The sequence below is a fragment of the Chrysiogenes arsenatis DSM 11915 genome, assembly GCF_000469585.1.
GTDB lineage: Bacteria > Chrysiogenota > Chrysiogenetes > Chrysiogenales > Chrysiogenaceae > Chrysiogenes > Chrysiogenes arsenatis.
In genome coordinates this window covers 407,526-431,356 of sequence record NZ_AWNK01000001.1, presented here as the reverse complement: position 1 = coordinate 431,356, position 23,831 = coordinate 407,526, and the positions used below count along the sequence as shown (strand labels likewise).

Annotated in this window: 17 protein-coding genes; 2 read left to right on the top strand and 15 right to left on the bottom strand. The window is 50.8% G+C overall.

The genetic code is table 11. The features are described from left to right. On the top strand, window positions 1-5,137 hold a 5,137-nt coding region (locus tag P304_RS17200), incomplete at its 5' end, for a hypothetical protein (protein ID WP_027389160.1). 69 nt (window positions 5,138-5,206) lie between these two features. Continuing rightward, window positions 5,207-6,166 carry a GlcNAc-transferase family protein gene (locus tag P304_RS15890; protein ID WP_027389159.1) on the top strand — a complete coding sequence of 320 codons (960 nt, stop codon included), beginning with the start codon at window positions 5,207-5,209 and terminating at the stop codon, window positions 6,164-6,166. Between the two features lie 32 nt (window positions 6,167-6,198). Here P304_RS15890 and P304_RS13525 read toward each other — a convergent pair whose 3' ends face one another. From P304_RS13525 to P304_RS0101830, 15 genes are all read right to left on the bottom strand, one after another. Further along, window positions 6,199-6,780 (bottom strand): D-glycero-alpha-D-manno-heptose-1,7-bisphosphate 7-phosphatase, encoded by a 582-nt coding sequence (locus P304_RS13525; protein ID WP_084417480.1) that lies wholly within the window; start codon window positions 6,778-6,780, stop codon window positions 6,199-6,201. Next, window positions 6,777-7,556 carry a sugar phosphate isomerase/epimerase family protein gene (locus tag P304_RS13520; protein WP_051321315.1) on the bottom strand — a complete coding sequence of 260 codons (780 nt, stop codon included), beginning with the start codon at window positions 7,554-7,556 and terminating at the stop codon, window positions 6,777-6,779. The genes P304_RS13525 and P304_RS13520 overlap by 4 nt, the downstream gene beginning before the upstream one ends. Continuing rightward, the gene (locus P304_RS0101890) at window positions 7,556-8,551 is read right to left on the bottom strand and encodes an NAD(P)H-dependent glycerol-3-phosphate dehydrogenase (protein ID WP_027389158.1); all 996 of its coding nucleotides are present in this window, start codon (window positions 8,549-8,551) and stop codon (window positions 7,556-7,558) included. Before P304_RS0101890 ends, P304_RS13520 begins: the two co-directional genes overlap by 1 nt. A 17-nt stretch (window positions 8,552-8,568) precedes the next feature. Continuing rightward, on the bottom strand, window positions 8,569-10,515 hold the full coding sequence (locus tag P304_RS13515; protein WP_084417479.1) for an HD family phosphohydrolase: 1,947 nt from the start codon (window positions 10,513-10,515) through the stop codon (window positions 8,569-8,571). Further along, window positions 10,496-12,100, bottom strand: coding sequence for a murein biosynthesis integral membrane protein MurJ (gene murJ / locus P304_RS13510; RefSeq protein WP_051321313.1), 1,605 nt, complete (start codon window positions 12,098-12,100; stop codon window positions 10,496-10,498). Before murJ ends, P304_RS13515 begins: the two co-directional genes overlap by 20 nt. Before the next feature lie 79 nt (window positions 12,101-12,179). Continuing rightward, complete coding sequence (locus tag P304_RS0101875) at window positions 12,180-12,611, bottom strand: Fur family transcriptional regulator (protein WP_027389157.1); 432 nt, start codon at window positions 12,609-12,611, stop codon at window positions 12,180-12,182. Window positions 12,612-12,743: 132 nt separating this feature from the next. Then, entirely contained in the window at window positions 12,744-14,090 is a 1,347-nt protein-coding gene (locus tag P304_RS0101870) for a TrpB-like pyridoxal phosphate-dependent enzyme (RefSeq protein ID WP_027389156.1), read from the bottom strand. Between the two features lie 54 nt (window positions 14,091-14,144). Continuing rightward, on the bottom strand, window positions 14,145-14,702 hold the full coding sequence (locus P304_RS0101865) for a phospholipase D-like domain-containing protein (protein ID WP_152514463.1): 558 nt from the start codon (window positions 14,700-14,702) through the stop codon (window positions 14,145-14,147). Between the two features lie 17 nt (window positions 14,703-14,719). Further along, window positions 14,720-16,207: a sigma-54-dependent transcriptional regulator gene (locus P304_RS0101860; RefSeq protein ID WP_034763549.1), complete on the bottom strand. Its 1,488-nt coding sequence runs from the start codon at window positions 16,205-16,207 to the stop codon at window positions 14,720-14,722. Next, window positions 16,204-17,271 carry a two-component system sensor histidine kinase NtrB gene (locus P304_RS0101855; protein WP_027389153.1) on the bottom strand — a complete coding sequence of 356 codons (1,068 nt, stop codon included), beginning with the start codon at window positions 17,269-17,271 and terminating at the stop codon, window positions 16,204-16,206. Before P304_RS0101855 ends, P304_RS0101860 begins: the two co-directional genes overlap by 4 nt. Continuing rightward, the gene (locus tag P304_RS13505; RefSeq protein ID WP_051321312.1) at window positions 17,268-19,388 is read right to left on the bottom strand and encodes a penicillin-binding protein 1A; all 2,121 of its coding nucleotides are present in this window, start codon (window positions 19,386-19,388) and stop codon (window positions 17,268-17,270) included. Before P304_RS13505 ends, P304_RS0101855 begins: the two co-directional genes overlap by 4 nt. Window positions 19,389-19,395: 7 nt before the next feature. Beyond that, on the bottom strand, window positions 19,396-19,668 hold the full coding sequence (locus P304_RS0101845) for an EscU/YscU/HrcU family type III secretion system export apparatus switch protein (protein ID WP_027389152.1): 273 nt from the start codon (window positions 19,666-19,668) through the stop codon (window positions 19,396-19,398). An 11-nt stretch (window positions 19,669-19,679) separates the two neighbouring features. Then, complete coding sequence (gene glyS / locus P304_RS0101840; RefSeq protein ID WP_027389151.1) at window positions 19,680-21,761, bottom strand: glycine--tRNA ligase subunit beta; 2,082 nt, start codon at window positions 21,759-21,761, stop codon at window positions 19,680-19,682. 1 nt (window position 21,762) lies between these two features. Further along, complete coding sequence (glyQ, locus tag P304_RS0101835) at window positions 21,763-22,638, bottom strand: glycine--tRNA ligase subunit alpha (protein WP_027389150.1); 876 nt, start codon at window positions 22,636-22,638, stop codon at window positions 21,763-21,765. Window positions 22,639-23,027: 389 nt separating this feature from the next. Continuing rightward, window positions 23,028-23,552, bottom strand: a complete 525-nt coding sequence (locus P304_RS0101830; RefSeq protein WP_027389148.1) for a transposase — start codon at window positions 23,550-23,552, stop codon at window positions 23,028-23,030. Window positions 23,553-23,831: the final 279 nt, after the last annotated feature.

Below are 23,831 nucleotides of genomic sequence, written 5' to 3'. Positions count from 1 at the left end.
TCCAACCGAAGCTGTCACCGAAGCTCCAACCGAAGCTGTCACCGAAGCTCCAACCGAAGCTGTCACCGAAGCTCCAACCGAAGCTGTCACCGAAGCTCCAACCGAAGCTGTCACCGAAGCTCCAACCGAAGCTGTCACCGAAGCTCCAACCGAAGCTGTCACCGAAGCTCCAACCGAAGCTGTCACCGAAGCTCCAACCGAAGCTGTCACCGAAGCTCCAACCGAAGCTGTCACCGAAGCTCCAACCGAAGCTGTCACCGAAGCTCCAACCGAAGCTGTCACCGAAGCTCCAACCGAAGCTGTCACCGAAGCTCCAACCGAAGCTGTCACCGAAGCTCCAACCGAAGCTGTCACCGAAGCTCCAACCGAAGCTGTCACCGAAGCTCCAACCGAAGCTGTCACCGAAGCTCCAACCGAAGCTGTCACCGAAGCTCCAACCGAAGCTGTCACCGAAGCTCCAACCGAAGCTGTCACCGAAGCTCCAACCGAAGCTGTCACCGAAGCTCCAACCGAAGCTGTCACCGAAGCTCCAACCGAAGCTGTCACCGAAGCTCCAACCGAAGCTGTCACCGAAGCTCCAACCGAAGCTGTCACCGAAGCTCCAACCGAAGCTGTCACCGAAGCTCCAACCGAAGCTGTCACCGAAGCTCCAACCGAAGCTGTCACCGAAGCTCCAACCGAAGCACCGACTGAGGCTGTCACCGAAGCTCCAACCGAAGCACCGACTGAGGCTGTCACCGAAGCTCCAACCGAAGCACCGACTGAGGCTGTCACCGAAGCTCCAACCGAAGCACCGACTGAGGCTGTCACCGAAGCTCCAACCGAAGCACCGACTGGATATTCAGCGAAAGACAGCCAGGCAAGCATCATAGAGGGGAGTGTTCAAGCCATTATTGGCAATGTATTTGACAATGATGAGCTGGGAGAAGCCCCAGTGCTGATTTCATTTGAATACACCAATGAATCTGGCGAAGCGGCCACTGCTGATGCTGGTGCAACGGTAACGACTCAGCGAGGTGGATTGCTCACTGTAAACGGTGACGGATCATGGGAATACACGCCACCGGCGAATGCTGACCACTCAGAATCTGATGTGCTCAGTGGCGAAGGGTTTACCTATACGGCTCAGGCAGCTGATGGGAAAGATTACTCTGCCGTACATGAGATAGATCTGCTTGACACCGTGCCTCAGGCTGCCTCGGATTCTGACACTGTAATAGCGGAGCTTAATGCTTCCACTTCTGGAAATGTTATAACGGGTAGCGGCGGAAGTGCGGGTGCTCAATTGGCTGCTGATGACCAAGGTGCTGATGGTGCTCAAGTAACCGCCGTACGTTTTGGTAATGCAGAGGTAAACTTTGATGATGATGCAGCGGTGAAGACTGATGCTGACGGGAAACGCTTCATAGAAATCGATGGCGATAATGGGCGTTTAACTGCCTATGAGGATGGTTCGTATACGTACAACGTTACCGAACCGACAGTTACACAGAGTGTTAGTGGTTCGAATGCAGCGGCATGGTTGGCGGTAGAGCTGAAGGCTTTTACCTTTGGCACTGCCTATACTGATGCCGATGGAAAACTACAACTCACTTCGGCTAATGGGCAGGTTTCATACACTGGTAATGGTATTGGTGTGAAAGGCACGCAAAATGGCATGCCGGTTGGCGATCAACTTAACCATGACTCAAAAACAGGTCAAAGTGAGGCATTGGCGGTCAACTTTAAACAACCAGTTACGCAAGCGACAGTTACGCTTAGCAATCTTTACCTCAATGACAATGGTGGAACGTCAGGCGATAGCGAGCGCGGTAAGTGGGAAGCGTTTGACGCCGAAGGTAATTTGGTTGGTTACGGTAATTTGGATAACTCAACCATCAACTTTACCAATGGACACCAAGGGAGCGCCGTTATCAAACTTCCGCAAGGAGGAGCCTTTAACTCAATTGTCTTCACGGCGCTCGGTTACGAAAATCCGGCCTTAAATCCATCTGACAGCAGCGACTACTTCATCAAGGGAATCAGCTACGAGGCAGTAAAGACTGTCGCCGATGTATTCACCTATGTCATTACTGACGGTGATGGTGATAGGTCTGAAGCAAGCTTATTTATCAATTTACAAGCGGCGCAAGCAGCGCCAGTTGTCCCAGAGGTGGTAGAAAATCCGAATGCCTTACCGACTGCAAGTGATGACACAGTAACAACTTTAGAAGATGTTGCTCTGACGCTATCACTCAGTGACTTTGGTGATTACGATGATGCTGATGGCGATGAGCTGGCAGCTATCCGGATCGAGTCATTGCCGGTCAATGGGGTATTGACGTTTGATGGTGTTGCTGTCGCGGCGGGTCAAGAGGTTGCGGCTACTGAGATTGCTAGTGGCAAATTGCTCTTTAGTCCATTGCCGGATAGTGATGCCGATGGCAGTTTTGCGTTTCGTGTCTTTGATGGTGCCGATTGGTCGAAGCAGAGCTATACGACCACGATAGCCGTGACAGCGGTAGCCGACGCGCCGACAGTGTCGTTGAGTATTGATGAAGCGGTGCCAGTGTATGGTGCTGATGCGGCGAGTTTCACGGCACTTGCTTTTAATGGAAATAATTTCTCTACTGGAAACCTTAAAAGCGGCAATGCAGAGTTAAAATTTAACTCTGTTAATGAAACTGCGATTATCACTCAGTATGGTGTTGGGATTCAAAATAACGCGAATGAAAGTTCTCAAGGAATTGATGATAACGAAACCTTAGTTGTCAAATTGAGTGCTCCAGCAACTGCGGCTACGTTTGCTTTGAATACAGCAGATGCCATTAGCCAAATTCAAGGAAACTGGTCGCTGTTTGATGCTAATGGAGAGCAAGTCGGCACTTATACCAGTTTCACTTTGAACGGTGATGGTACGGTAACGGTTAGTGCTGGCGAGAATGTCCCCTTTCAGTATGTTGCATTTGAAGGGCACTCTGCAAATGGAAATGCAAGTGATCCGGGTTATTTTGTTGCGCCACAGTCGGCAACGATTGATGGTGTTGGGAATACTTTAAGCGGTGAATTATCGGTTACGGCACAAAGCATTCCGGTTACTCTTTCCGCTGCCCTTGCCGATACCGACGGCAGCGAATCACTTAGTGTCGTGATTCAGGGAGTGCCAGAAGGGGCGACGCTTGACGGTGCAACAAAAAATGATGATGGAACGTGGACGGTGACCGTAGCGGCCAACGCTATAGATGTTTCGCAAACGCTTACGCTGCATGTACCGCTCGGAACGGAGCCGTTTGCGCTGACGGCAGTAGCTCGTGCCGCCGAGATGGATAATGGCGATGTATCAGAGGTCACTACTGATCCCGTGTCTATTGCAATCGAAGTTCAAAGCACAGCGCCAGAACCAGAGCCCGTAGCGCCACAAGAGCCAGCGGTCATTTTTTCTGCCAACAATATTAACGACTATAACCGCACTGTTAGCGATACGAGGGTGAAGTTTACGGAAAGTGATAAGCTGATCGATAGCGATGGTGATGGTATTGCGAGCAATGGGAAAGTCACTGCTATCTATGGAGCCGAAAACACGCTAGAGCTAACAGGTAAATGGAACGATGTCAAAAATGCGCAAGCGATCAGCGAAGGCCCAGCCAACATCACGATGAAGAATTTTGTCTACACCGAGGTGACAATTGATGGTGGTGATAATATCATCACGATTATTGATGCCAAACGCGGTGTTATTACGACGGGCGATGGAAACGATAAAATAAAGATTACGGCTCTTACGAACGATGCTGGATGGGATAATACGTTTACGGTGAAGAGTGCTGGTGGTAATGACTCTATCACCATCAGTGGTGATAAGGGGCATACGATTGCCGTGGTTGAACTGGTGTCTGGAAATAACGAAGTTGTCCTTGATAAATCGTTTAGCTCTATCAGTGTTTCTGCTGGTAGTGGTAACGATACGATCGATATCGCCGAGGCAACATTCAAAAAAGCTACTATTACCACTGGTGAAGGTAACGACACGGTTATTGTTGGCGCAGCGGTTCTTGGTGCTGACGTGGTCATTAATGGTGGAGCTGGCGAAGATACTCTTGTTGTTCAGCTCAAGGATGGCCAATTAACCGATGCGATGCGCACCGAACTGGCTGAGTTTGCTGAGCATGCGGCGAAAACACCAGATCAGACATTTACCTTCAAAACTCTGGGCAATATGAAAGTGACCAGTTTTGAGGGGATAAGTGTTACTCTTGATGGTCAAGTGGTCACCTTCGGTGAAGCTGAGCCACCTGTACTCGATATCGTTAACAATGGGGATCACGAGGGAGTGACAAATCCTGCAGTCAAAATTGAAAACGTCACCGCTCATACCAGCGGCAATGGTACTGGTGCAGGAAATTATGCCAATAGTAATGGACTGAATTGGAACTCTATAGAAAACCATAATTCTGCCAAGGTCAACGTTGATGCTAACGGTGCATATGGTGTTGACCACCAAGGTAATGATATCGCCGATAAGATTGACTCTAACGAAGCTCTGCTTTTCCATCTCAGTGATTCGGTACGCGATTTTACGGCTCAAATTGACGGGGCAACAGCGGGCTCATATTGGTTTATTTTTGATGAAGATGGTAACAAACAAGCCAGCGGGCTTGTATCTGATCATGTTGACAGTGATGGTGTCTTCAGTATTTCCTCTGAATCTTCTTTCAAATACATCTCATTTGACGGCGGGCATGTCGTAAATGGTAACGGTAAAGTGGATGCAGAATTCTCAGTGAAACCGATCAGCGTTATTCAGACCAGTGGGACTGAAGAGCAATCGCTTTCTATCCTTGACGACAGCGATTTCGTTCTTAATCTCGATAAGGTCACCCAGTACGCTGAAGTCAATACCGAAAATGGCCAAGCGAATACGATTAAGCTCAATCTTGCCGATTTGCTTTCCGATCCCGAACGGAGCGGTACGATAAAAATCTTTGGCGATGCCAGTGATAGCATTGAGCTGAAAGAAGTAGATTCTGCTCAGTGGGAAAAAACGGAGGGAACTGGCGAGAACTCTGCCTTTACCATCTTGAGTAGTGAAAACCTGAGTATTTTGATCGATAAAGATATTTCGATCAGTGGTTTTGATGATATATCAGATGCCACGTAAGGGATAGATTCGCTTTTAGGGCAAGGAGGAGTCTCTGTTCTCCTTGCCCTATTGTTTGTAGAGGTATCAATGAAGATTTTTGTTAGTCTTGCTGCGTATTGTGATCAATTTTTACCGCTTACCATTCAAAGTGCGGTGGAGCATGCTGGCTATCCTGAACGTTTAGTGTTTGGTATCGCCGATCAGCATCCTGAGCGCCGCAGTGATCTTATCGGAACGCTGGTAGCTCCGAAAATGTTTCGCTATGTGCATCTAAACCCTATCGACTCGCGGGGCGTTTCGTGGGCTCGGAACATTGTATTTTCCCTCTATGGTGGCGAGGAGTACATACTCCAAGTTGATTCACATACGATTTTTGAGCAAAATTGGGATGTTCAACTCATCGAATTGCATACTAAACTCTCTGCACAACTTCCTAAACCAATTATCAGTACCTATCCCTATGGCTTTGAAATGGAGGGCAATACGCCGACTGTAAAAGTGCGCGTGAGCGATAAAACAGTGTTGGTGCTTCGTCCGCATCCTGAGTCCTCACTGGAAAACGATAATGCGACGCTTCGTTTTCGTGCGGAACATGTTTCGAGTGATCATCCCCTTCTCGGGTACCATCTGGCAGGTGGATTTATTTTTACGTCAGGTGATTTTGTGCAGGAAATTCCCTATGACCCCTACCTCTATTTTCATGGCGAAGAGCAAAGTCTCGCTGTTCGCGCCTTTACGCGTGGTTGGGACATTGTTCACCCCAAACGCATCCCTCTCTACCATCTTTATAAACAGCCACATACGGCACATATGGCGCATCACTGGCATCCAGAGTGGGAAAAACAACGAAATTTTTCACGGATAGATTTGCAAAATAAGGCCAGAGAGCGAGTTATGGAATTGCTATTCCAACGTACACTTGTTGGTGCCTACGGGCTCGGGAGTGTCAGAACGCTGGAGGAGTTTGCTGCCCACAGTGGGATTGATTATGCAGGAAAGGTGATACAGACAATTGATCCGGCAAAAATGGTACGAGTGATACTGTAGTAACGGGGATTCATTGCCGGTGCGATACGTGACTACTGCTGCCTTTCTATCCACTGCGCCGCTTCGTAGAGTGTTGGCATGACGGCGAAGAGAAACGGGCGCGTGTCCGGCACACGGATTTTTGCGGCATGCTCTTTCCCATGCCCAGTTGTTATCAGCACTGCACCACGGCATCCCGCGTTCCATCCGGCGAAGATATCGGCATCTTTGTCGCCAATTATCCAGCTGGTCGTTAGGTCGAGCTGATGCTCATGCGCGGCTTGCACAAGCATTCCCGGATTTGGCTTTCGGCATTGGCAGTCGATATTGTAGGGAGGATTCCCTTTTTCTACGTGGTGAGGGCAAGCGTAGATTCCAGAAATCGTTATTCCATGTTGCGTGAGTTGGTCGCCCATGTAGCCATGGAGTGTTTCCATCTGAGCTTCAGTATAGTAGCCGCGCCCGATGCCTGATTGGTTGGTAACCACGTAGATTTCGCCAAATTGCTGCAAAATGTGGAGTCCTTCGATGGCACCCGTTTCAAAGGCAAAGTCTTCAATGCGGTGCAGGTAATCAACTTCGCGGTTGATGGTGCCATCGCGATCAACAAAAATAGCTACGCGACGTTTATTCACGAAAAAACCGCTCCCGAAACAGTTCGCAAGTGCGCCAAGCCCTGTTGAAAGTCGTGTTCGCTACCATTTTCAAGGGTGATAATCGGACGTTGCGGTAGCGTGGCAAGATGCTGAAACAGTGCGCCAAAGTCAACCTGTCCGGCACCACAGGGGAGGTGTTCATCAACCGTGCCGTGGTTGTCGTGAACGTGCAATTCCAGAAGTTTTGCGCCAAAGGCTTCGACCCACGCTTGCGATGCAAGGGGTGAAAAGATATAGGCATGCCCGATGTCGAGGCAAAAGCCGACGCGAGGGTGATTGATGGTTTCTGCAAGTCGGAGAAGCGACGATGGTTCGCGCTCAAAAATGTTTTCTAAAGAAAGAGTGATTGAGGCGTCAAGTTGTTCGATAATTTCTAAAAAGAGTTCCGCGGCACTTTCCAGCCAATGGCGATGATACTTTCCCTGCCCATAAATGTCGGGAAGATAGCCTGTGTGAAATACGATGTTGCGTGGGCGCGTTGCGTTGGCGAGCCGTGCAGTTTGCAAGAATCGTTCGCGGGTTACGTCGCGCACTTTACGATCAACGGCTCCGGGTGAAAGGTCAAAGAAAGGGGCATGAAAGGTAAAGCAATCCCCTTTTTTTTTCAGGCGATCCAAGGTATCGGCTAAATGGCTGTCTGAACAATTATCCAGTGCTGGTGTGTCGATAAATACTTCGTAACCGTGTCCTTCGGGATAGTGGTGCCCGCCAATCGCTTGACTGAGTACGGCGCGGCAGGTGACGGGGAAATGCATCAGAGCCACCGCTCTTCGCGTGGATCGCGCTCCATCAGGTCGCGTATCCCGGCGGTAATCGATTTGCCTTCAAATAAGATACGGTAGACTTCTGTGGTGATGGGCATTTCGACTTCCATCTTCTGCGCCAGCCCGTAGGTGGAGCGAGTCGTTTCGATCCCTTCGGCTACCATTTTCATGCTGGAAATAATAGCATCAAGCGATTCTCCGCGCGCCAACCGTTCACCAACGGTGCGGTTGCGGCTCAAACTTCCGGTACAGGTCAGGGTTAAATCACCCATCCCGGCCAATCCGGCGGTGGTGTGTTCTTCGCCCCCCATGCGAACAACCAAGCGGGTGATTTCGGCTAAACCACGCGTTAACAGGGCGGCCGTGGTGTTATGGCCTAAACCGAGTCCAGAGCAAATGCCGCTGGCGATAGCGATCACGTTTTTGACCGCACCACAGATTTCGACCCCCACCACGTCGCGTGTTGTGTAGGCGCGGAAGATGGGTGAGGCAAAGGCGTTTTGAAGGAATCGTGCGGTGTGTTCGGATTTGCAGGCAATGGTGACGGCGGTTGGGAAACCAAGTACCACTTCGCGGGCAAAAGAAGGGCCGGACAACACGGCGAGCGAAGCGTGAGGGCCAAGCGAATCGCGAAAAACCTCGTCCAGCGTCAAGAGCGTTGTGTTTTCTATCCCTTTACTCGCGATGACGACGGGAACCGAGATATCAATATGGTCGCGTACTTTTTCGAGTAGGCTGCGGCTTACTTGGGTCGGCACGGTCCAGAGATAAAAGTCAAATGGCTGAAAGAGTTGTTCATACTCTGTGGTTGCGTGCATCGGTGCAAGGGGAAGGTCTTCTAAGTAAAGTGGGTTGCGCTGCTCGCGGTTAATGCCATTGGCAACCTGTGCTTCATGCGCAAATACCATCACTTCGTGTCCGCATCGCGCAAGGTGATGCCCTAATGCGGTTCCCCAGCTTCCAGCTCCAATAACGGCACACTTCATGGTGCAAAGCTCCTTGGTTATTTTTTTTCGTGGTGGTGCATGGCGGCCACAATTTTTGGCGCGTGCTCGGCGTCGATGCTCACGGCGGGAAGCGTTTGAGTGCGATCAACTGCCGATAGAGCTGCTTGTGGCGCTTCTTTATCTTTTGCTTTTACTGGTTCTTTAGGGGGCGGTTCCTTCAAAGGCTCTTTAACCGGTTCTTTGTGCGCGGTATCTTTTTCTTTCACCACGGGAGCTTTCTTTTCTTCTGGATATTCAATCCGTTGGTGGTAAATGCCGGTGAGAACAGCCGTAAAGCTTTCGGCAATCGCGCTTAAATCTTTCAGCGTCAGGTCGCACTCGTCGAGCTGTCCATCGACAAAAACATTGTTGACGATTTTTAGCACCAGCCCTTGGATGCGATTATGGGTTGGGTCGGCAAGGGTGCGACAGGCGGCTTCGCAGCCGTCCGCCAGCATAACAAGAGCCGCTGCACGGGTTTGTGGTTTAGGGCCAGCGTAGCGGAATTTTTCTTCGTCAACTTTGTCGCCGTTCGCCATGGCCTTTTGATAAAAAAAGCGGATCAGCGTTCGACCGTGGTGCTGCTGGATAATATCGCTGATGGCTTTGGGGAGGTTATGCTCTTCCGCCAGCTCTTGGCCGTGCTTCAGGTGGTTGGTGATAACTAAGGCCGACATGGCGGGTGAAAGTGAGTCGTGACGGTTGATGCCGCCCCGTTGATTTTCGACAAAGTATTCGGACTTTTTCATTTTTCCAATGTCATGATAGTAGGCACCAACCCTGGCTAAAAGCGGGTTGACGCCAATTTTTTCGGCAGCTGCCTCGACAAGAGTTCCCACAATTATGGAGTGGTGATAGGTGCCGGGCGCTTTAATAACGAGTTGTTTGAGCAGCGGGTGGCCGAGGTTGGAAAGTTCGAGGAGACGTAAGTCGGACGTGACGTGAAAAAGTGCTTCGAAAATTGGGAGCGAACCGGCGGCAATAATTAACGAAAGCTGTCCAGCAATAAACACAAAAATCAAGAGCCAGAACGTGTTCAAGCTCAGCAGTTCCCCTGATGCCAGCAGCATGCTGATGACCACAATGCCGCCAGCGGTGCTTGACCAGAGCGCGGAACCAAGGAGTTCCATCCGGCTTTTAAAGGCAAAGCTGGTAAAGGCTGCCACGATGCACATGAGGAACGTGTACACCGTATAAAAAATATCGAGTCCGGCCATAACGCCGCAGATAATTGAAAAAATGGTGGAATAGACCAATGCAATATGAAGATCGAGCAGAATAGCAATCAGTGTGGCTCCAGCTGCTACCGGGAGGGCAAAAATCACGAGCGAATACCCTGCGCCGACAAAGGCGCCGAGTGACAGTGTCATGGAAGCAGACATGCCGAGCTTTGTGAGCAGCACTGACCCGAGCAGGATAGTAAAAAAGACATACATGCGATTGGGGTCACGGAAAATCTTTTTTCGTGCCCGTTCAAAGTATTTCCATGGAATAAATACGAGGAGCGCGGAAAGGAGAAGTGTTCCCAAGAAGACGGAAAAGTGGTCGCCAATTCCCCGTGCGCCACGCAGTTCTTCAAGTTTGCGCATGGTGAGTTCGGTGACGATTTCCCCTTCGCGGACAATCATTTCACCGCGCCGTACCACGATGTATGGTGGTTTTCCTGCGGCAATATCATCCGCGTTGTTTTCGAGCATCAATTCTCGGCTCGACTTAATATTGCTCCCCGCGACATCGCCCAGATCGTAGGCGCGCACAAACAAGTGATCTTCAGGAACCGCCAGTAGCGCCACAAGTAATACGGCAATTACGGTAATGATTTTAATGCCGATCGGTCGTCCTTCTATTTCGCCAAAAACAAAATTGTGAGCTGTAGTTGCCCAGCGTCGCAAAGCTGGTACGTCAATTTCAGTCCCTTTTTTCGTCACGTGTTCTTCCTTACTGTCACTCGCCGTGATCGGCATTGACCCGTTTGGTGTCCTTTTTCCGGCGCATATTGTCAAGTAAAAAACGGTATGAGCCGAGGCCTAGGAGCTTTGCTCCGACACCATAGAAAATGACCGCCAGTGGTAATTGTAGCGCAACTTGCCCAGTGGCAGGAATAGTAAAGTGGTTCAATGCGTAGCGTGTGGCGAGCAGAACCACCCCAAGCAAGCCACAGAGCAGAGTTATTTTGCCAATTTCGCGGTCGAAAAAACGGACGGTAATTTCACTCCGTTTGCGGTGTAACGCATGCCATAAATACCAGAAATTTGCCCAACTTGCTAGCGAGGTTGCCAGTGCCAGACCGGCATGCCCAAAAGGATACATAAATGCCACGTTCAGTACGGCATTTATCACCATTGCCACTATCCCCGCTTTGACTGGCGTGCGGCTCTCTTCAAACGAATAGAATACCGACGCGGTCATCTTGGTCAGTGAAAATGCCAGCAGCCCAAGGCTATAGGTTGCGAGTGCTAAGTAGGTGTTCCAAGCGTTGTCGAGCGTAAATTCTCCGCGCACAAGTAACATTTCCAGTATTTCGTATCCTACGATGAGGAGCCCGATAACGCAGGGAAGGGTAATAAAGAAAATGAGATGATTTCCTTGACGGAGCAGATCGTTCAATCCAAGCGTGTCGTTGCTTCCGCTCGCCCGTGAAAGACCGGGGAGAATGGCCGTTGAAATCGCAATCCCAAAAACACCAAGAGGAAATTGTACGAGGCGGTTGGCGTAGTAGAGAAAACTGACGCTCCCAGCGGCCAGAAAACTCGCCACAATGCCGTCAATGGTAGTGTTAATTTGAGCGACTGCCAGGCCGAAAATGCCTGGAATCATCAATGTGATGATCCGTTTTACTGCGGGATCTTGGGGGGCCCAACGGAGCCGAATGCGGTAATTTTGTCCCCACAGCGAGGGGAGTTGCATGATAAGTTGCAACGCGCCGCCAATCGCAACGCCAACCGCGAGGGCGACGATAGAATTATTGTACCAGTAAGCGCCGATGGCGCAGGCGCTTATCATAGCGACATTCAAAATCAACGGTGTCAGTGAAGCAATAAAGAATTTCCCGTGCGTATTGAGTGTTCCCATAACGACAGTAGCAAGACCGATAAACAGCAGATAAGGAAACATGATTTGCGTCAGTAAAACAGTAAGCTCATATTTGCCGGGCGTTTCCCGAAAGCCAGGGACAATGATCCATACGAGCAGTGGCGCAAGGAGGACACCCGCCAGTGTAATCGCTAGGAGCGTGGTGCCAAGCAGCGTAAAGACTCGCTGGAATACTTCGCGCGCGCGTACTTCCCCTTCATTGGCGACGGTTTTCGAAAACACGGAAACGAATGATGCGCTGAGTGATCCTTCCGCAAACAGACGGCGCAGGAGCGATGGAATACTAAACGCAATAAAAAAGGCGTCGGCAGCGTGCGATGCGCCATAAAACATGGCAACGACCATGTCGCGTACAAAGCCGAGAATGCGGCTTATAAATGTAGCACTGGCGAACGAAAGAAATCCCCGCACAAAGCGGTTTCCTTCTCCTTGCGCCCCCTCAGCAGCTTGTGACATGTATGCTCCCGACACGGTTTGAAAATGAAAAAACCACAACTGAGTATATCAGTTGTGGCTCATTCCAAAGAATGATTTTTTAGTCTGTTTTGGTGCAGTTCTGGCAGATGCCACTGAACTCAAGACGGTGATCGAGAACCGTAAAGCCAGTTTTTGCCTCAACTAAATGCTCAAGTTCGTTGGGAAATGGCACGTCAACATTCAAGTCATGAATGTGGCCACATTGAACACATCTCACGTGATAGTGCGGGTGGATGGTGCCATCAAAGCGCGCTTGGTGTTTCCCATAGCTCATTTCAAGGATCATCCCCTCGTCGCGCAGAAGGTTCAGGTTACGATACACCGTACCAAGGCTAATGTGGGGCATTAAGCCGCGAACCTGTTGATAGATCCACTCGGCGGTAGGGTGGCTTTTTGTGCTTTGCAACACCTCAAGAATGACTCGACGCTGACGCGTCATCTTCATCCCTTTGGTGCGCAGATCACTGCTTATGTCGTTGATACTTTTCATAGGTCTCCTCCGTGTTCGTACTGAACGGGATGTGTGCCGTGGTTTGATGATTACGTTTCCGGTAATGATTCTTCTTTATTATATCATTGCTTGTGAAATATCAAGAGGGCGTTCCGAAAATGTTTATAGAATTTACATTTTCCCGAGTGCTCGCTGGATTTCTGCTTCTGGATGTTCGTAGGCGACAAGCTCACCCTGGAAATATTTATCGTATGACGCGATGTCAAAATGGCCGTGACCACTGAGGTTAAAGAGAATTACTTTTGCTTCGCCAGACTCTTTGGCTTTTAATGCCTCAACAATAGCCCCGCGAATAGCATGACTCGACTCGGGTGCTGGGAGGATCGCTTCCGTACGGACAAACAGCGCCGCAGCCTCAAAACACTCCAGCTGGTGGTAGGCGACGGCTTCCATATAGCCTTCGTGATAGAGTTGGCTAACGAGTGGACTCATCCCGTGATAGCGCAGACCGCCAGCGTGGATTCCGGCAGGCATAAAGCGGTGTCCAAGCGTGTACATCTTCATTTTTGGCGTCATGCGGGCGACATCGCCAAAATCGTAGTCGTAAACCCCTTTGGTCATCGTAGGGCAGGCGGTTGGTTCGACGGCGACAATGCGTGTTTTTAGATTGCCACGGATATTTTCGCGGATGAATGGGAAGGCAATTCCGGCAAGATTGGAACCGCCGCCCGCGCAGCCGATAACCACATCAGGATAGTCTCCAGCCATTTCAAGCTGACGCAGCGACTCTTCACCGACGATAGTCTGATGCAATGCCACGTGGTTTAAGACACTGCCAAGGCAGTAGCGCGTATCTTCGCGCGTTAAGGTATCTTCCACGGCTTCAGAAATAGCACAGCCGAGTGAGCCGTTGGAGTCTGGATCTTCCGCGAGCACCGCACGTCCAGCGGCAGTAAATTCGGACGGCGATGGAATCACTTTTCCGCCCCACATTTCCATCATCGCTTTGCGGTATGGTTTTTGGTAGTAGCTGACTTTGACCATATAAATGACCGCTTCAATACCGAAGTGATTACAGGCAAACGCCATCGACGTTCCCCACTGACCAGCGCCCGTTTCGGTGCAGAGCCGTTTAATGCCATTAAGTTTATTGTAGTATACCTGCGGGATGGCGGTGTTTGGTTTATGTGATCCGGCGTACGAGCCACCTTCATACTTGTAGTAAATTTTGGCAGGTGTGCCGAGTGCCTTTTCCAGTGCCGTGGCACGGATCAGCGGCGAAGGTCTCCATAAACGGTACACATCAAATACCTCTTCAGGAATTTCAATATAACGTTCGCTACTCATTTCCTGCTGTACCAATTGTGGCGCAAAAATCCGTTCGAGTTTCGCTGGGTCGACGGGTTGGTTCGTGGTGGCATCGATGGGTGGCGCGGGAGGATTGGGCATATCGGCTACAATATTGTACCAATGACGTGGCATCTGCGATTCGGTCAGGATGATCTTCTTGTCGGCCATGTGTAACTCCTTTTTTGCAATATGTTTTTGTGGATCTTTAACGCGGTCTTCATCCTACTTCTGTATCCGTTTCCCTTTGCGAATAATCTGTTCGATATACGCACGGCTTTGCTTGGCAAAGGGTTCGCTGTCGATGAGCACCGAGGCTTCATCGTTATGATTCATACCGCTGACGGTATAATTGTGGCTTCCCAGCAGCGTAAAGCGGTTGTCGATTACCATCATCTTGGCGTGCATGCGCCGTTTGGGGTTATCAAAATAACACTCAATGCCGAAAGCCAATAGTTCGCGCGCAGTATCAATATTTGCTTCATAAATAAAGTCGGTTTCTTTGCCGGGATGATCGAAGAGGACGCGAATCTTCACGCCGCGTTTGGCGGCACGAATCAGCTCTTCTTGTAAATCAGCGGAAGCATTATTGTGCTCATTCGCCGTTTTGAACATATAGATTGCCACATCAATGGAATGGCGCGCTTTGCCAATAATTTCGCGAGCCTTGGGAAGGTAATCGCGGTCGAATACGGGCGTCACTGTTGCAGGCATGCTCCAGCAGAGGCTTGAGAGTACAAGCACCATACTGAGTGCAATCAACGCGCGCCATGGTCTGATCATGTTGGCACACACCCGCACTATCTGCGTTCCTTTTTCTTGAACTCGTAGACATTCAAACGGTAGTCGCTCACTTTTTTGCGCACGGTGTTGCGGTTCACCCCCAGCACGTTCGCTGCGGCGACTTGATTGCCACGGGTATATTCCAGCACGATTTCATAGAGAATTTTTTCAATTTCACCAATGATCAGGTCGTGCAGATTTCCCTGTCCACTTTCCATCATGGTGTGCAGGTGTGGCAGTGCTTTATTGCGAATCATGTATTGCAAGGTGGAACTGGCCGGGCTTTCGTCATGGCTAAAGAGAGGGTGAGCTGCTGTGGCTGTTCCGTGGTCTGAAATCCCTTGGGAATTAATTTGCACGTCGTCGGCGGTAATGGTCGAAGAGTTCGCCAGAAGCAAGGCGCGCTTGATGGCATTTTCCAGTTCGCGTACGTTGCCAGGCCACTCGTATTGCTTCATCTTGCGCAACGCTTCTGGGCTGAGTTGTTTGCGTGGGATGGCGAACTCGCGGGCGTAACGGATAGAAAAGTACTCCACCAATTCATCAATATCTTCCAAGCGGTTCCGCAGCGGAGGCAGCGGGATGGTAAAGACGTTCAGGCGATAAAACAGGTCTTCGCGGAAAAGATTCTTTTGAACCATTTCATGGAGGCTGCGGTTGGTAGCGGCGATGATGCGGACATCGACGTGATGAATCTTGGAGCTGCCGACGGGCGATACTTCCCCTTCTTGTAACACGCGCAGCAGTTTGGCTTGCAGTGCCAGCGGCATGTGTCCCAGTTCGTCAAGAAACAGCGTGCCGCCTTGGGCTTCGCGGAAAAGCCCCATCCGTCGCTCGGTTGCGCCGGTAAAGGCTCCTTTTTCGTGACCGAAAAATTCACTCTCCATCAGCTCTTCAGGAATGGCGGCAAGGTTGATCGGGATAAACGGCATATTGGCCACGGTCGAGTTTTGATGGATGACGCGCGCGACCAGTTCCTTGCCCGTTCCTGACTCCCCTTCGATCAGCACGGTCACGCGGGTTGGCGCTGCTTTGCCGATCAGCTTAAACACTTCGCGCATGGCGGGACTATTGCCGATAATTTTTTCGAACTGTGGCGTGGTGGCGTCGTCACGGCGGGTAGAGGAAATCGGGTGCGGCGAGATGCGGGTTGCTTCGGCTGCGAGTTTGCGTATTTCGTTGATTTCAAATGGTTTCGTGACGTACTCATAGGCGGAGAGTTTCATCGCATCAATGACGGTTTGCATGCCGCTGCGTGCGGTCATAATCACGACCGGAATACCTGACGTTTTATTGATCCGTTCTAGCGCTTCCAATCCACTCATGCCCGGCATGTTGATGTCCATGAAAACAAGATCGACAGGCGTTTCCGCTAAGCGTTCCAGAGCTTCTTCGGCGTTTGAAGCGAGCAACACGGTAAAGTCATTTTCCATGGCTTTTTTGAGGACGATTTGGATGTTTTTTTCGTCATCGACGACCATAATGGTCTTGCGAACGTTATTCATGACGATCCTCTTGCTAGGCGATTTTTCATGGGAAGGTATATCGTCACGTTCGTGCCAATGCCGATGGTACTTTCCACGTCTATTTTTCCGCCGTGGGCGCGGAGGATTTTCATGCTGATAGGGAGTCCAAGGCCATTACCATGTCCTTTGGTGGTAAAAAATGGTGTAAATATCTTTTCGCGCACGTCGACGGGAATGCCGGCACCGTTGTCGCGAATAGAGAGGTAAATCCAAGTAACAAAACCTTTCCCTAACAGGTCGCCCATGGATATTCCGGTGTGTAGCGTAATTTTACCGCCGATGGAGCAGGCGTCTACGGCGTTTTTCAGGATATTGAGTATCACGCGAAAGATCTTCTCTTCATCGGCGAAAATCTCTGGCAAACTTGGATCATAGTATTCGGTAATCGTGATTTGCTTCTCTTCCAAGAGTGGCATTTGTCGTTCCACCAGCTCTTTGAGGAGGCGGTGAATATTCACTTCGGTGGCGCGCACTTGTGGTGGGCGGCAAAAGCTTTGGATATTGCTGAGCATGGCTTCCAGTCTCAGGGATTCTTCGCTGATGATATCGGCCAGCGGCAATACGCCGTCATCATCGCTTTCCTGTAAGAGCCGTGCCGCGCCTAAAATAGCGCTCAGAGGATTTTTTATTTCGTGGGCAATTTCCGCCAGAATGCGATCCATATTCTCGTAGTCGCCGGAAATCGCCTTGGCGCGTTCGATGACCATCCGATTCGAAATATCGCGTACGGCGACAATCAGGTGTTCGGGTGATTCATCATGCAGCGAAATACTTACTTCCACGGGGATAAGATTTTGCGAGGAGCGGAGCTTGAGCACTTCGTCAACGCTGACAGAACGGTAGCTGCCTCGGACATAGGCAAGCTGTTCGGTGATGCAGCTTTCATTGTCGAAATAGCGCGAAAGATAGCTCTTGAGGGCGCGGGAGCGCGACGTGCTCAGCAGAATTTCCCCCTCATGGTTGAGGTCGGTAATGCGGCCACGAGTGTCAACGACAAAGATGCCAAACGGAAGTGAGTCGCACACTGATTTCCACTTATTCATGGGGTATCTCCACCGCGTAATTGAAAGAGGTCTATCATTTGATCTTGCGTTGAGCCTGTGGAAACATCGCGTGGTTCAGTGCCAGCGACGAATACTTCCATGATCGAATTGGGAGCCCCTTCGCGCGCCAGTTGCCCAGTAGTCGGGTCGATGCGGCGGAAGACAACACCTTCTGGAACAGGAAAGTCAACGGCGGGCTCACTATCAAAATAGTTTTTGGCGAACTCGGCAAAAACCGGTGCCGCACTGCGCGCCCCTGCTTCGCCGTGTCCCATGGTGCGTGGCACATCGAAACCCGTCCAAACGCCTGTCGTGTAGCGCGGGGTGAAGCCGAAGAACCACGCATCGTTAAAGGCATTGGTCGTTCCGGTTTTTCCGGCCAGTGTCATGGGGAGCGAGCGCAGGCTGCGTCCCGTACCATCGGTAATAACACTTTGTAGCATTGAGGTCATTACATAGGCTACCTGAGGCGAAATGGCCTGTTCGAATGACGGAATATGCTCTTCAATTACCTTCCCGTCGCGATCAACGACCCGCTGAATCAGGTAGGGCTCATGGCGCCTCCCTTCTGCGGGGAAAATACTGTAGGCGCGCGTTAATTCCAGTAACGTCACGGAAGAACTCCCCAGCGCAATAGAAAGATCGCGGTTGATCGGCGCGGTAATGCCCAAGCGACGAACGTGATCAATGGCAGTGCCGATGCCGACTTCTTGGAGCACTTTGACCGCCACAACATTCAGTGACTGCGCCACGGCATTGCGCAAGCTGGTAGGGCCATAGAATCTTTGGGTATAGTTTTCGGGCTTCCAGACCAGCTCCGAAGAAGGGAAAATCATGGGCGCGTCGACCATAATCGTGGCTGGGCTCAACCCTTTTTCAAGTGCGGCAGAATAGACAAACGGCTTAAAGGCCGATCCGGTTTGGCGTTGCCCATTCATGGCGCGGTTGAATTGGTTGGTGTAAAAGTCCGTCCCACCTACCATGGCGATGATGGCTCCATCGTGGTTATCGATGCTCAGCAGGGCAAATTGAATGTCTTCCGGAGTCAGTTCGTGCGGCAGGCGTCGCCCTTCGCGTCGCTGGATGTACTCTTGTTTCGCCTTGGTAATCGCTTCATGCGCAACGTGTTGCGCTCTGATATCCACGGTTGTATATATGCTGACCCCTTCACGATACAGGAGGTCTTCGCCATGTTTTTCGATGATAGCGTTGCGGACGAAATCGGACACATATGGCGCGTCGTTGAGCTGGCCAATGTGGCCAGTGATAGCGAGTGGTGTGTTGATCGCTTCGTCAAATTGACTTTCCGTAATCGCCCGCTCTTCGCGCATCCGGTTGAGGACATGACGCCACCGCTGCTGCGTTTCGGCATCGTTGATATCGCGACTATAGCGCGAAGGGGCCTTGGGCATTCCCGCAAGCATTGCCGCTTCGGCAACTGTTAGCTCGTGCGCTGATTTATTGAAAAAGTTTTGCGCTGCGGCTTCGATGCCATACGCACCACGCCCGTAATAGATTTGGTTCAGGTAGAGTTCTAGAATGTGCTGTTTTTCAAGGGTGCTGTCGATTTTAAAAGCGAGAAAAGCCTCTTTGATTTTACGCGTTAATTTGCGCTCGGACGTCAGGAACATCGTTTTGGCAAGCTGTTGCGTAATGGTGCTTCCCCCTTCAACCACGCGACCCGCCTGAAAGTTTTTCGTGGCGGCGCGGATGATCCCCTGAAAGTCCAGTCCGCCGTGCTCAAAGAACGTCGCATCTTCGACGGCAATACTGGCATAGTAGACATGCTCTGGGAGTGTCTGTAGTGAAATCGGTATCCGTTTTTCGCGGAAAAATTCACCGATCAGCACGCCATTACGATCGTACATGCGACTAATGGAAGAGGGGCGGAAACTGCCGAGCTCGTCAATGGCAGGGAGTTCTTGGTAGAGCGTGGCTACAATGTAACCCAGAACACCACCAAGAAAGATACAACAGCCAAGCATGAGGCTGAGCGGAAGTTTCCACCAGAGTCCAGATTTACGCTTGGGGTGTGGTTGTGACGCCTCTGGCTCGGGTGCTTGTGTGTGTTGGAAGTGTTCGGGAGATGACGTCGGCTGTGTATTCCATCTATCCATAGTGTTCTTATCCATTTTGCTTGGCATTTTCGCGGTACAGGTGAGAGAGAATTTCGGCTACTGCCTGATAGAGTTCTTGTGGAATCTCCTGATCGATTTCCAGCGCACTGAGCGCTTCGACCAGATCAGGGTCTTCCTTGATCGTGATACCGTGTTCTTCGGCAATTTCAATGATTTTTTCGGCAACGCGCCCCTGTCCTTTTGCGGTGACTTTTGGGGCGCGGCTTTTTTCGATATAGCTCAGCGCTACGGCTTTTTTCAGGCGGTCAAATGAGTCCATTTCTCGCTCAATTATTCGATGACCAGCTTGCGGAAGTCTGCCACTTCAGAGAACAGCGCCATGACCGATGAGAGCAGTGCCAAGCGATTGCGCTTGAGCGCTTCGTCTTTATCCATAACCATTACGCCGTCGAAAAAGGCGTCTACGGTTGGTTTTAGTTGCAACACAACCGCAAAAACTTCGTCGTACCTACCGCCCTGGCAGGCCGTGTGCACGTTCGGCGCGGCACTCTGCACCGCCGCCAGCAGTGCTTTTTCCACATCAAGCAGGCAGAGGGTGGTATCAACCGCAGCGCTGAAATCCGCCGGAACAATATTGCCCGCGCGGCGGAACGTTTCGATAACGCTACGATAATCATCACGCGACTTCAAATAACTCAACGCATCGAGTTTATGGCGCACCGTAATAACGCTGCTAAATCCCGTGCTGAACACGGCATCGACCACATCGTAATCAAAGCCAACGTTCTTTTCAAAAAAGACCCGCGCCCGTTGTGTGGTGAAGTTCAGCACATCGTCAAAAACGATTTCTGTGTTGCGTGTCAGTTTGGTGGTCAGGTTGTCGAGCGCGACGCGGATCAGATCGCCCAGTGGGACATCAATCTCGTGGTGTGCCAGCGTGTGCAGCACCCCCAGTGACTGACGACGTAGGGCGTATGGGTCGTAGGAGCCGGATGGCAACAGGCCGACGCCGAAGCAGCCAACAATCGTATCGAGCTTGTCCGCCATACTGACCACCGCGGCTTCCAGTGATGAGGCGACATTATCACCGGCAAAACGGGGCGCCCAGTGTTCATTGACACCGGCGGCAACCACGGGCTTGTAGCCCTCTTTGCGCGCATATTCGCGCCCCATAATCCCTTGGAGTTCGGGGAATTCGTAGACCATCCCCGTAGTCAGGTCGCACTTGGCAAGCAGCGCAATCTGGTCAACATCGGCCAGTTGTTCATCATTCAGGCCAGCGAGTTTGCCGATAGCATAGCCATTGCCACGAATACGGCTGACCTTTTCGCCCACCGTGCCAAGTTGCTCTTGGAAAACAACTTTTTCCAGTGCCGCTAGGCGTGATGCCAGCGGAGCTTTCTGATCTTCAGCGTAGTAGAAGAAAGCGTCGGAGAGGCGCGCCCGCAGCACGCGTTCATTCCCCTGACGGATGGCCGACGTGTCGTCAATCGGCATATTGGAAATAGTGATAAATGCCGGGAGCAATGTGCCGTCCGCCCCTTGCAACGCAAAGTATTTCTGATGTTCGCGCATCGAGGTGATGAGCAGTTCGTCGGGCAGTTCGCGGAATTTTTCCTCGAAACTTCCCATAACGGCAACGGGATATTCCACCAAGTTGGCGGTCAACGCCGTGAGCGATTCGCCACCAACCACCGTACCGTTCATCTGCGCTGCAATCGCGGCGCATCCCTGACGGATCATTTCCTGGCGGCGGGCAATATCGACAATCACATATTCTTTTTCGAGCTGGGTGGCGTAATCGGCGGCTGAGGTGATTTCAATGGAGCTTGCACCAAGGAAGCGATGCCCAAAGGTGGTGCGGCCAGAAACAATCCCTTCGATATTCATCGGGAGAACATCGTTGCCCCACAGCAGGATAAAATGCTTGATCGGACGGGCAAAACGGATTTTGCGTGTTCCCCAGCGCATACTTTTTTTGAACGGGAAATTGAGCACCAGTTGTGTGAAAAATTCTGGTAACGCCGTTGCGGTATCAAGCCCCTGCTCGCGTTTCATGGCCGCAAGATAAGTACCCTTTGGTGTTTCTTTCAGGTACGCGTCCGACGGCTGTAACCCTTTGCCGCGCAAAAAGCCTTCGCCGGCTTTGGTGAGCGCGCCACTGGCGTCATACGCCACACTTTGCGCTGGGCCAAGCAGTTCTTGCTCGACATTGGCGCCGGTCGCCGCGACGTGATGCGCAATGATTGTCAGGCGGCGCGGTGTCGCGCAGGTCTGAAGCGAGGTAAAGTCAATGCGACTTTGCGTCAGCCATTTTTCCATGGTCTGTTGCATGTATTCCAGCGCTGGGGCAATAAAGCCAGCGGGTATTTCTTCCATTCCAATTTCAAACAGGATATCGCGCGCCGACATATTACTTGCCCCCTTTGCACAGTGGAAATCCGAGTGCTTCCCGATTTTTGGCGTACCCTTCGGCACAGAGTTTTGCCAGATTGCGTACGCGGCCAATAAATGACGTCCGCTCGGTGACACTAATCGCGCTGCGCGCGTCGAGCATATTGAAGGCGTGCGAACATTTCAGCGTGTAATCGTACGCGGGCAATACCACCCCTTTGTCGATCAGGCGCAGCGCTTCGGCTTCGTACATATCAAAGAGGGTGAACTGCATGGGCACATCGGCCTCTTCAAAGTTGTAGCGCGAAAATTGTACCTCGTTCTGGTGGTAGACATCGCCGTAAGTCACTCCGTTTTGCCATTCCAGATCGTAGACACTATTGACCCCTTGAACGTACATGGCGATCCGTTCGATGCCGTAGGTGATTTCGCCACTGATCGGCGAAAGATCAAGCCCACCGCACTGCTGGAAATAGGTGAACTGCGTGATTTCCATCCCGTCAAGCCACACTTCCCAGCCCAGTCCCCACGCGCCAAGCGTTGGTGATTCCCAGTCGTCTTCGACAAAACGGATATCGTGTTTCAGTGGGTCGATGCCGAAGGAACGGAGGCTATCCAGATATAAATCGAGAATATTATCGGGAGAAGGCTTCAGGAGCACCTGAAACTGGTAGTAGTGCTGTAAACGGTTGGGGTTTTCGCCATAGCGGCCATCAGTTGGACGGCGCGAAGGCTCGACATACGCGACGCTCCACGGCTCTGGGCCAATGGCGCGTAAAAAGGTTGATGGATTAAATGTTCCGGCCCCGACTTCAATATCATAGGGCTGCACGACAAGGGCTCCCTGCGCGCTCCAGTAATTTTGCAAAGAAAGAATAAGCTCCTGAAAGGTCAAAATATCCTCCTTAGGAAGAGTGATTACGTATGAAATAAAGCCGACATGCTAACTATTTTTGCAGAAAAATGCCATGAAGAAAATCAGCTTGATAGTAAATGACTATAAAATTAGCAGAAGAACAATTTCAGGATTCCCTGCATCATTTCCCCCTTGCCATCCCCTCCATGTTACGCTATAAGGCAGCACGTTTTGCGGTAACTTCTTTTAGTATAAGGAGAAATGTCGCTAAGTGGGCAATTTGGTAACAGAAGTTTTTATCTCTTCCCCCCCCCGCAAAAACCTTGCCACGATAATCCATTTCCTATTCCCGCTTTCCCGGCGCTGTAGAGCTGACTCATGTCAGGCTTACAGCGCTTTTTTTATTTTCCAAATTTGTTTGAAGGATCTCAAGTTTCGCACCCCTGAAATAGTAAACTGGTGACGCAATCGCGCAACCGTTGCTGGAATGCTTCGATTTCCTTGATCAAAATAGCAGTACTTGACTTCAGCTTCTCGTCGCAGAGTTCGCAAAGCTGTTTTATGTACTGGTCAAGATTGAACAGGGTGTTGAGTGTTTGCAGTTCGCATTCGGTTTTCTCGAACAAGGTTCCCTTATAGCGGTAATCTTCGTTTTGGCGCTGCATGATGGTAAAAACGATACTCCTGATCATGCTGATGGTTATAAAGCAAATGTATGACTCGAAGTTGCGGCACTGATTTTTACCAAAGTCCCATGTGTGCTTGAGTTCCTTAAAAAGCGTTTCGATAGACCAGCGGTTGGCGTATGCAGCAATAACTTCCTCTTCGCTTTGATGGATCAGTGTACTGAGCAAAATAATGGGTTTGTAGTGATTGTGCTTGTCCACTGGCCGGCAAAATACAAGTTTTACTGGGGTACTTGCCCGTAGAGGACGATATGCCCTTTTCAGCATTTCAAACACCTTGCGTACAAATGGCTTGGATACTCGTTTTGTGTGAAATCTAGTATGCCAAATCTAAGGAGGTTTTCCTTGGTTAAGGATCAATTATTAAAGAGCTTGTGATGAAATTCAAGGGTGTGAAAGTTGAGATTAAATCTGGCGGATGATTGACGTGCTGGGCGCAGTAAAGCGATCTCTTTGAAAGCAGTGGAGCGTAGCGGATTGAGTTTGAAGAAAAAGCCATGCACGACGCAACGAAGCTCAGTAAGTCTGTTGGTTGCCTCAAGGACA

What these genes read in the sequence shown, in the direction of transcription:
- P304_RS0101860 (WP_034763549.1), bottom strand. Translation starts at nt 16,207, where the DNA reads ATGAATAACGTTCGCAAGACCATTATGGTCGTCGATGACGAAAAAAAC.
- P304_RS0101870 (WP_027389156.1), bottom strand. Translation starts at nt 14,090, where the DNA reads ATGGCCGACAAGAAGATCATCCTGACCGAATCGCAGATGCCACGTCAT.
- P304_RS0101890 (WP_027389158.1), bottom strand. Translation starts at nt 8,551, where the DNA reads ATGAAGTGTGCCGTTATTGGAGCTGGAAGCTGGGGAACCGCATTAGGG.
- P304_RS15890 (WP_027389159.1), top strand. Translation starts at nt 5,207, where the DNA reads ATGAAGATTTTTGTTAGTCTTGCTGCGTATTGTGATCAATTTTTACCG.
- P304_RS0101865 (WP_152514463.1), bottom strand. Translation starts at nt 14,702, where the DNA reads ATGATCAGACCATGGCGCGCGTTGATTGCACTCAGTATGGTGCTTGTA.
- P304_RS13520 (WP_051321315.1), bottom strand. Translation starts at nt 7,556, where the DNA reads ATGCATTTCCCCGTCACCTGCCGCGCCGTACTCAGTCAAGCGATTGGC.
- murJ (WP_051321313.1), bottom strand. Translation starts at nt 12,100, where the DNA reads ATGTCACAAGCTGCTGAGGGGGCGCAAGGAGAAGGAAACCGCTTTGTG.
- P304_RS13505 (WP_051321312.1), bottom strand. Translation starts at nt 19,388, where the DNA reads ATGGATAGATGGAATACACAGCCGACGTCATCTCCCGAACACTTCCAA.
- P304_RS0101830 (WP_027389148.1), bottom strand. Translation starts at nt 23,552, where the DNA reads ATGCTGAAAAGGGCATATCGTCCTCTACGGGCAAGTACCCCAGTAAAA.
- glyS (WP_027389151.1), bottom strand. Translation starts at nt 21,761, where the DNA reads ATGTCGGCGCGCGATATCCTGTTTGAAATTGGAATGGAAGAAATACCC.
- P304_RS0101855 (WP_027389153.1), bottom strand. Translation starts at nt 17,271, where the DNA reads ATGAATAAGTGGAAATCAGTGTGCGACTCACTTCCGTTTGGCATCTTT.
- P304_RS0101875 (WP_027389157.1), bottom strand. Translation starts at nt 12,611, where the DNA reads ATGAAAAGTATCAACGACATAAGCAGTGATCTGCGCACCAAAGGGATG.
- P304_RS0101845 (WP_027389152.1), bottom strand. Translation starts at nt 19,668, where the DNA reads ATGGACTCATTTGACCGCCTGAAAAAAGCCGTAGCGCTGAGCTATATC.
- P304_RS13515 (WP_084417479.1), bottom strand. Translation starts at nt 10,515, where the DNA reads ATGCCGATCACGGCGAGTGACAGTAAGGAAGAACACGTGACGAAAAAA.